The organism is Burkholderia sp. LMG 13014, assembly GCF_905232215.1.
GTDB lineage: Bacteria > Pseudomonadota > Gammaproteobacteria > Burkholderiales > Burkholderiaceae > Burkholderia.
Genome location: NZ_CAJNKE010000927.1, coordinates 1 through 1,596, shown reverse-complemented (window position 1 = coordinate 1,596; position 1,596 = coordinate 1). Strand labels below are relative to the sequence as shown.

Annotated in this window: 1 protein-coding gene; it reads left to right on the top strand. The window is 62.8% G+C overall.

Features of this window, described 5'->3' with window-relative positions:
* The first annotated feature begins 113 nt into the window (after window positions 1-113).
* Entirely contained in the window at window positions 114-1,535 is a 1,422-nt protein-coding gene (gene hpnJ / locus JYJ84_RS36210) for a hopanoid biosynthesis associated radical SAM protein HpnJ (protein ID WP_122944878.1), read from the top strand.
* The last annotated feature ends 61 nt before the right edge of the window (window positions 1,536-1,596 follow it).

Here is a 1,596-nt window from a genome sequence, read left to right as displayed (position 1 = left end):
GCGGGGCCGCGCGGCGCGACATGACAGAGAGGCGGGCGCCGGCAGGGCGGCCCGCGGTTTTTTTTGACTGAATCGTTGTGACGAATCGAACTATGCAGGCTACCGGAGCACTCATGAAAACGCTGTTCTTGCAGGCCCCTTCGTATGACGGCTTCGACGGCGGAGCCGGCTCGCGCTATCAGGCGAAGCGCGAAATCCGTTCCTTCTGGTATCCGACGTGGCTCGCACAGCCGGCCGCGCTCGTGCCGGGCAGCCGCGTCGTCGATGCGCCGGCCGACGGCCTGTCGGTCGAGGAAACGCTGAAGATCGCGAACGACTACGACCTCGTGATCATCCACACGAGCACGCCGTCGTTCCCGACCGATGCGATGTTCGCGCAGGACCTGAAGAAGATGAAGCCGTCGCTGCTGGTCGGCATGGTGGGCGCGAAGGTGATGGTCGATCCGCACAACTCGCTCACGGCGAGCGAGGCAATCGACTTCGTGTGCCGCGAGGAATTCGACTTCACCTGCAAGGAAATTGCCGAGGGCAAGCCGCTGGCCGAGATCAAGGGCCTGTCGTGGCGCGCGAAGGACGGCTCGATCGAGCACAACGAAGCGCGTCCGATCCTCGAGAACATGGACGAACTGCCGTTCGTCGCGCCTGTCTACAAGCGCGACCTGAAGATCGACAACTACTTCATCGGCTACCTCAACTATCCGTACGTATCGATCTACACGGGCCGCGGCTGCAAGTCGCGCTGCACGTTCTGCCTGTGGCCGCAGACGGTCAGCGGCCATCGCTACCGCACGCGCTCGGTCGAGAACGTGATCGCTGAAGCGAAGTGGATCCGCGACAACATGCCGGAAGTGAAGGAACTGATGTTCGACGACGACACCTTCACCGACGACCTGCCGCGCGCTGAAGCCATCGCCATCGGCCTGGGCAAGCTCGGCATGACGTGGTCGTGCAACGCGAAGGCGAACGTGCCGTACAAGACGCTCAAGGTCCTGAAGGAAAACGGCCTGCGCCTGCTGCTGGTCGGCTTCGAATCCGGCGACGACCAGATCCTCGTGAACATCAAGAAGGGCGTGCGCACCGATTTCGCGCGCCGCTTCAGCGCGGACTGCAAGAAGCTCGGCATCAAGATCCACGGCACCTTCATCCTCGGCCTGCCGGGCGAGACGCAGGAGACCATCAAGAAGACGATCGAGTACGCGAAGGAAATCAATCCGCACACGATCCAGGTGTCGCTCGCCGCGCCGTATCCGGGCACGACGCTCTACAAGCAGGCCGTGGAAAACGGCTGGATGGAAGAGAACAAGACCATCAACCTGGTGAGCAAGGAAGGCGTGCAGCTCGCGGCGATCGGCTATGCGCACCTGTCGCGCGACGAGATCTATCACCATCTCGAGCAGTTCTATCGCCAGTTCTACTTCCGCCCGTCGAAGATCTGGGAGATCGTCCGCGAGATGCTGACGAGCTGGGACATGATGAAGCGCCGCCTGCGCGAAGGTGTCGAGTTCTTCCGCTTCCTGCGCGCACACGAGGCCTGATTCGTGGCGACGCAGCCGGCGGCGCGGGCGCTGATCTTCACCGCGGACGACTTCGGGCTGC

What these genes read in the sequence shown, in the direction of transcription:
- hpnJ (WP_122944878.1), top strand. Translation starts at nt 114, where the DNA reads ATGAAAACGCTGTTCTTGCAGGCCCCTTCGTATGACGGCTTCGACGGC.